This window comes from Pisciglobus halotolerans (assembly GCF_900113675.1).
In the GTDB taxonomy this organism is placed as follows: domain Bacteria; phylum Bacillota; class Bacilli; order Lactobacillales; family Carnobacteriaceae; genus Pisciglobus; species Pisciglobus halotolerans.
This window is the reverse complement of record NZ_FOQE01000006.1, coordinates 97,948-104,173: the sequence shown is the minus strand read 5'-3', so window position 1 is coordinate 104,173 and position 6,226 is coordinate 97,948. Positions and strand designations below refer to the sequence as shown.

Sequence of the window (6,226 nt, the reverse complement as noted above, 5' to 3'; positions counted from 1 at the left end):
CATGTAGATACTCCTTACTTTGGTTTCGTCGCTTTAAAGTATACCGTATCTACATGGCTTTTTTATATTTTTTTCTTTATGCATTTCATTTTACAACTAACCAATTGGAGGAGAACATGAAAAGAAAACTGATTGCGCTTGATTTAGACGGCACAACTTTGAATAATCATTCTATTTTGACCGATCGTACCGCTGATATTCTGCAGCATCTTCAAAAAGCAGGACATATCGTGAGCATTGCGACTGGACGTCCTTACCGAAATAGTAAACAATACTACGAACAACTTCAACTTGATACGCCTATCGTTAACTTCAACGGTGCGCTTTGCCATAAACCAAAGGAACTGGCTTGGGAATCACAATATCACAAAACTTTAGATCGTGAAATTGCCCTTGATATGCTTTCTTTGAGAAAAGAAATGGACATTCAGCTTATTGCAGCTGAATTAAGGGATCAAGTCTATATTGATGATGACTTTATTCCTTATGCTGACTTCTTCCCAAATGAACAGCAGAAAAAAATGAAACTTTCTAAAGACAGCTTAAGAGAAGAACCTACTTCTGTCAGTGTCTTCACGGCTAAAGAAAACCAAACAACGATCACCGAGCGAATCATTGAGCGTTATGGAGATGCGGTGGAAGTAAGGACATGGGGCGGTCATGCACCCTGCTTGGAAGTTGTAGCTGCAGGTGTACAAAAAGCATTAGGTGTCGAGCGGATTGCCAGCGTCTATCATATTCAGCGCGAAGATATTTTAGCTTTTGGGGACGAAGCAAATGATTATGAGATGATTCAATATGCTGGTCATGGTGTTGCTATGAGCAATGGAATCGAAGAACTCAAAGCTGTTGCAAATGACGTTACCACGTTGACGAATCATGAAAATGGCCTAGCTCACTATTTAAAAAAATACTTCAAGCTATCCATTTAAAAAAGCTTTCCATTAAAATAAGACCGATGCAGAGGGGCAATAGCCTCAGCACCGGTCTTTTCTTTTCTATCTTTTTAGGTTCTTCCTCTTTTAACGTTGGTAAAGAGATTTTCTCCGGTCGATGGGCTACTGATGGAAAGCCATGAGAACACATGGAGCCGAAAATCGCGTCTCAATGATTGCAAGCTTCAAACTTAGTGTAACGGCTAAAGCCTAACACTAAGTGATTCACATTGCATCTTTTTTCATGGCTGTCAGTAGCCCTATGCGCCTCCTGAAATTTCTAGAAATAGGATTCTAATGAGTTTAGCATTAAAAAAATTGATTTTTTACAGACCAACGTTAACTATTGTAGAACCTCTTTTTACTCAAATCTTCATTTAAACAAATTTCTTAAATCAAACCGCGTTCTTCCTGTTAGGCTTTAAACGTGATTGTCTTGCTTTTTCCATTTCTTTTGCTGGTCACTATTCCAAAATTCACCTAATACTTTAGTCGTTTGCATAAAGTTAACAAAAGCAGCAGCATCTGCTTCTCGGACAGCTTGTTCCAAGTCATACATTTCATACCTTGTGATGACAGTCATTAAGACGGAACGATCCGTTTGACTAAAGGCACCTTTGGCCGGTATCACAGTGATTCCTCTGATCAACTTGCTGTGGATGGAAGAAACAATGGCTTGCGGATCTTGCGTTACGATCATCGCAGTAATCTTTTGATGACTAGTGTGGATCGCATCGATCACTTTCGTTACCACGTAAATGGATAATAATGTATAAAAGGCATATTCCCAACCATATAAAAAGCCTGCAATAATAACGATCATCACGTTGATCGCCATCATTAGCGTTCCTATTGTTTTTCCGGTCGTCTTAGCCAATACCATTGAAATGATGTCCATTCCGCCTGTTGAGAATCCATATTTCAAAGCAAATCCGATTCCAAGACCGGCAATCACTCCGCCAAACAAAGCGTTCATGATAGGATCAGGTGTCAGTGCTTTGACGGGAAGAATCAACATGAAAACAGAAATCAACAGAGAAGAAATAAAACTATATAAGGTAAATCTTCTGCCAATTTTTATCCATCCGATAATAGCGATAGGAATATTAAAGAGCAGAATCAATATCCCAACTTCGACTTTAAATTGAAGAAAGTCCCTCATTGCATCAGACATTAACTGTGCAACTCCAGTAATACCTGAAGCATAAACATTTGCTGGAATAAAGAAGTTATTCAATGCTACAGCGTTAGTAATAGCAGAAAAAAAGATAAAAAAGATAATTTTAAATTGTTCGACCCATTGGATCGGAGCTTTTAATTTTTTCATGTACAGACCTCCATTGATTTTTTCTTTGCATCTATTCAACTGTTTTTAGTTCGATGAAAAACAGTTTCAACAAAAAAGACGAATCTCTTTTGAACCAGATGATTCGTCTTTCTTTTTTCGATTCTAACATTTCTAGTATTGCAAATTCAATGTATTCAACATGACTTTACATTTCTCTTTCTTAAACAAAAATATAACCGTCATTTTTTAAGCGATTGTTTTGATTTCCACAGTTGAACTACCTTGAAGAAGTTTTGAAACAGGACAACGTTTTTCTGCTTGTTGGACAATACGTTGTGCGTTTTCAAACGGCATCTCTTTGATTTGTGCATACGCCACCACTTCGAAAAAATAGCCGCTGCCTGAAGGTTCTGGAACAAAATCAACATGTACTTCTACTGTACTCTCGTTCTCCAGGCCTCTGCCTTTCAATATTGCTTTGATCGTCGCATTTAAGCAAGTGCTTAACGACATACCTAAAAGTTCTTCAGGATTTGTACCTGGGTCTTTTGAAGTAGGACTGGAAACAGTGACACTTAGCCCACCATTTTTTACGTAAACTTTTCCATCTACGCCGTCCTGGTTAACCACTTCTGTATGAAATAAACTGTTTTCTATTTGCATCTTTTAAACCTCTTTTACTCCATGATTCTTAATAAATAGAACAATATTTATAATTTTATGCTGGATCTAAAACTTGACTGATCTCGGGCAGCAGCGCTTTTGCGATAGATGAGCCAAAAACCATCATTTCGTATACTGGTAAAATATCATCACTAGTCCTGCCAAGCAGTTTTAAATAAATTTCGCCGTCTCCACCTAGACAAACGGTATAATAACCAGATTTAAGCTGATTTAGTTCATTGATCAGATCTAGCACTGCTTCTCGTTTTGAATAATCCGCAACATAAGCCAATCGATGGTATGTAATTTGATAATCAATGACAGGATTGTCTTTGCTATCGAATACAATCCCAAATGGCAATGATTGTGTTTCTGACAAGCGAAAGTTTCCATTATACAGTATCTGCCCTTTTTGGATGACATTTTTTTTCAATGGTATTTTTTTTGAACGCAATAATTCTTCAAAGTTATCTGTTAAAGTTGTCAATTTAAATCCCCCTAATGATTCTTTTAGATGAATCTTATCTCCTAAGAGATCTCCGCCTTTTCCACCCTATCGATACGTCATTTTACTAGAAAAACTGAAGAACGTATGCTAAGAATTTTCTTTTTCGAAATCTCAATGTCTTTTCATCACTATTTAAAATTATAACGTAAACAACTGTAAAAAAACAATTGAAATGCGAGGAATCGATAAAAGAGCCCAAAACAAAAGACTCAAGAACATCTGTTGATGGCCTTGAGTCTTTTATTTTTTTAACGACGACGTTCTTGGATACGAGCTGCTTTACCATGCAAGTTACGGATGTAGTACAATTTAGCACGACGAACTTTACCATGGCGAGTAACTTCGATTTTAGCAACACGTGGAGTGTGTACTGGGAAAGTACGTTCCACACCAACACCGTAAGATACTTTACGGACTGTGTAAGTTTCGCTCACACCAGAACCGCGGCGTTTGATTACAACACCTTCAAAGATCTGTACACGTTCTCTGTCGCCTTCGACGATTTTCGCATGTACTCGAACAGTATCTCCAGGACGGAAATCAGGGATGTCTGAACGTAACTGTTCATTGTTGATTGCATCAATTAATTGACTCATTTTTTCTTTCTCCTTCCAACAAACATTCATATGCCTATGTAGACAAAGCGGAACATCGTTATTTTGGTGGTTTTTTCCACTTACCAAGTTAGTTTAGCATATCTAGATATAGGTGTAAAGTAAAAATACTTATTCTTTTTCCTCATCTGTATGTTTTTCTTCAACCATCACTTCAGCCAACCATTTTTTCTGTTCATCGCTCATCATGAATATTTCCAATAAATCTGGCCTTCTTTGGTAGGTCCTTCTGATTGCTTCTTTTTCCTGCCATTCTTTGATTTTTTGATGGTTACCGCTCATTAAAACTTCTGGCACACGCATTCCTTTATATTCAGCTGGTCTAGTATATTGAGGATGTTCCAACAATCCAGTAGAAAAAGAATCTGTGACAGCAGACACTTCATTCCCCAAGACACCTGGAAGCAAGCGGACTGTAGCATCGATCATTACCATAGCTCCTAATTCTCCGCCTGTCAACACAAAATCGCCAAGTGAAACTTCATCCGTTACAATGGAGCGTATTCTCTCATCATAGCCTTCATAGTGACCGCAAATGAAAATAAGGTGCTCTTCTTTCGACAATTCTTCCGCCTTTTGCTGACTAAACTTTTCTCCAGCCGGGTCTAATAAAATCACTCTTTTTTTTGTCTCTGGTTTTTCTTTTTTGATAGCTTCAAAAGCATCCAAGATAGGCTGGGCTTTCAGCAGCATGCCTGCGCCTCCACCATACGGATAATCATCAACATGTTTATGTTTATCATCTGTATAGTCTCTAAAATCAGCCACTTTTACAGAAACCAGTTCTTTTTCGATTGCTTTACCAATGATCGATTCCGAGAGCGGCCCTTCAAACATTCGCGGAAAAATAGAGAGGATATCAATGTTCATAATTCTTCCAATCCTTCCAAAAGATGCACGATAACCTTTCCAGCCTCTAAATCCACTTGTAGTACTACTTCTTCGATATAAGGAAGAAGGAGATCTTTTTGATTTGCACGACCGATCACCCATACGTCATTTGCACCGGGAGATAAAACTTCTTTTACCTTACCTAGTTCCCTCCCCGTGTCATCAAACACATCTAATCCTACGATCTCATGGACATAATATTCATTTTCAGAAAGTTCAGTCAATTGATCTTCTCTTATTTTCAATGTCGCTCCTTTAAAGGCTTCCACGGATTCAATTGTTGGGTATCCTTCAAAGCTCAGCAAATAAAAATTTTTATGTTGGCGCTGTGACGCAACGATCAGTAATTGTGGTTTTTGGTTTTCTTGATATAAATATAACTTCGAGCCGATTTTAAATCTTTCTTCTGGAAAATCTGTTGTAGATAAAACACGAACTTCGCCTTTGATGCCATGAGTATTGACGATTTTCCCTACATTATAAGTTTCCACTGTTACTATCCTCCAATTCATGAGATTTCTTTTGCATGATGATTATCAGTTATGTATATTTTTCAAATGATTTTGATGAGCTTTTTTGTGTATACGTGATACAGCTCGTTTCGCCTTACATTTTCTGTTGTTAACTTTCTGCTATAACAGTGTCAAAGAATTTTCAGGCTCCCTTTATCTTCAAAATATACACCTGTTTCAAACAGTTTTGTTCTTTTAATACACAAAAAGATCTGGGTAGTTTATGCCCAGACCTTTTTATCATACGGAATATTAAATATCGACAATCGTTAATCTTACACGTTTTGGTCCTTTTACTTTAACGCTATATACGATTGTACGTATCGCTTTAGCTACTCGGCCCTTTTTCCCAATCACTCGTCCAATATCGTCCGGGTGAACGGACAAATGATATTCATAAAACTCATCTGACTCTGTAACTTCTAACGCTACTTCATCAGGATGGCTAACGAGCGGATGAACAATGGTAAGAATGAGTTCTTTCATGTCTGTCATATTAAACATCCTTTTTCTTACTTACTGTTTTTTGAATCGTGGAATTTTTTCATGATTCCTTCTCTAGAAAGGATATTACGAACAGTATCAGATGGTTGAGCACCATTTGCCAACCAGTTTAGTACAGATTCTTCTTTAATCGTAACTTGATCTTCTTTAGCTACAGGGTTGTAAGTTCCAACTTCTTCGATGAAGCGTCCGTCACGTGGAGAACGTGAATCAGCTACAACCATACGATAGAAAGGTTTTCTTTTAGAACCCATGCGTTTCAAACGAATTTTTACGGCCATTTATTTACACCTCCATTAACAATATCACAA

At 37.6% G+C, this 6,226-nt stretch carries 9 protein-coding genes; 1 reads left to right on the top strand and 8 read right to left on the bottom strand.

Annotation, left to right across the window (positions count from 1 at the left end; all coding sequences use genetic code 11):
• Positions 1-116: 116 nt before the first annotated feature.
• Positions 117-932, top strand: a complete 816-nt coding sequence (locus tag BM057_RS03690; RefSeq protein WP_047391473.1) for a Cof-type HAD-IIB family hydrolase — start codon at positions 117-119, stop codon at positions 930-932.
• Positions 933-1,356: 424 nt separating this feature from the next.
• Here BM057_RS03690 and BM057_RS03685 read toward each other — a convergent pair whose 3' ends face one another.
• The 8 genes from BM057_RS03685 to rpsP form a co-directional block, all read right to left on the bottom strand.
• On the bottom strand, positions 1,357-2,262 hold the full coding sequence (locus BM057_RS03685) for a YitT family protein (RefSeq protein WP_081981939.1): 906 nt from the start codon (positions 2,260-2,262) through the stop codon (positions 1,357-1,359).
• Positions 2,263-2,469: 207 nt separating this feature from the next.
• Positions 2,470-2,886, bottom strand: a complete 417-nt coding sequence (locus BM057_RS03680) for an OsmC family protein (protein WP_177186163.1) — start codon at positions 2,884-2,886, stop codon at positions 2,470-2,472.
• Between the two features lie 55 nt (positions 2,887-2,941).
• The gene (locus BM057_RS03675; RefSeq protein ID WP_047391355.1) at positions 2,942-3,373 is read right to left on the bottom strand and encodes a hypothetical protein; all 432 of its coding nucleotides are present in this window, start codon (positions 3,371-3,373) and stop codon (positions 2,942-2,944) included.
• Between the two features lie 269 nt (positions 3,374-3,642).
• Positions 3,643-3,990: a 50S ribosomal protein L19 gene (gene rplS / locus BM057_RS03670; RefSeq protein WP_047391354.1), complete on the bottom strand. Its 348-nt coding sequence runs from the start codon at positions 3,988-3,990 to the stop codon at positions 3,643-3,645.
• A gap of 129 nt (positions 3,991-4,119) precedes the next feature.
• Complete coding sequence (gene trmD, locus BM057_RS03665; protein ID WP_092091542.1) at positions 4,120-4,878, bottom strand: tRNA (guanosine(37)-N1)-methyltransferase TrmD; 759 nt, start codon at positions 4,876-4,878, stop codon at positions 4,120-4,122.
• Entirely contained in the window at positions 4,875-5,390 is a 516-nt protein-coding gene (gene rimM / locus BM057_RS03660; RefSeq protein ID WP_245741789.1) for a ribosome maturation factor RimM, read from the bottom strand. Before rimM ends, trmD begins: the two co-directional genes overlap by 4 nt.
• 273 nt (positions 5,391-5,663) lie before the next feature.
• Positions 5,664-5,906, bottom strand: a complete 243-nt coding sequence (locus BM057_RS03655) for a KH domain-containing protein (protein ID WP_047391348.1) — start codon at positions 5,904-5,906, stop codon at positions 5,664-5,666.
• A 17-nt stretch (positions 5,907-5,923) separates the two neighbouring features.
• Positions 5,924-6,196: a 30S ribosomal protein S16 gene (gene rpsP, locus BM057_RS03650; RefSeq protein WP_047391346.1), complete on the bottom strand. Its 273-nt coding sequence runs from the start codon at positions 6,194-6,196 to the stop codon at positions 5,924-5,926.
• Between the last annotated feature and the right edge of the window lie 30 nt (positions 6,197-6,226).

What these genes read in the sequence shown, in the direction of transcription:
- BM057_RS03680 (WP_177186163.1), bottom strand. Translation starts at nt 2,886, where the DNA reads ATGCAAATAGAAAACAGTTTATTTCATACAGAAGTGGTTAACCAGGAC.
- rplS (WP_047391354.1), bottom strand. Translation starts at nt 3,990, where the DNA reads ATGAGTCAATTAATTGATGCAATCAACAATGAACAGTTACGTTCAGAC.
- BM057_RS03685 (WP_081981939.1), bottom strand. Translation starts at nt 2,262, where the DNA reads ATGAAAAAATTAAAAGCTCCGATCCAATGGGTCGAACAATTTAAAATT.
- trmD (WP_092091542.1), bottom strand. Translation starts at nt 4,878, where the DNA reads ATGAACATTGATATCCTCTCTATTTTTCCGCGAATGTTTGAAGGGCCG.
- BM057_RS03690 (WP_047391473.1), top strand. Translation starts at nt 117, where the DNA reads ATGAAAAGAAAACTGATTGCGCTTGATTTAGACGGCACAACTTTGAAT.
- BM057_RS03655 (WP_047391348.1), bottom strand. Translation starts at nt 5,906, where the DNA reads ATGACAGACATGAAAGAACTCATTCTTACCATTGTTCATCCGCTCGTT.
- rpsP (WP_047391346.1), bottom strand. Translation starts at nt 6,196, where the DNA reads ATGGCCGTAAAAATTCGTTTGAAACGCATGGGTTCTAAAAGAAAACCT.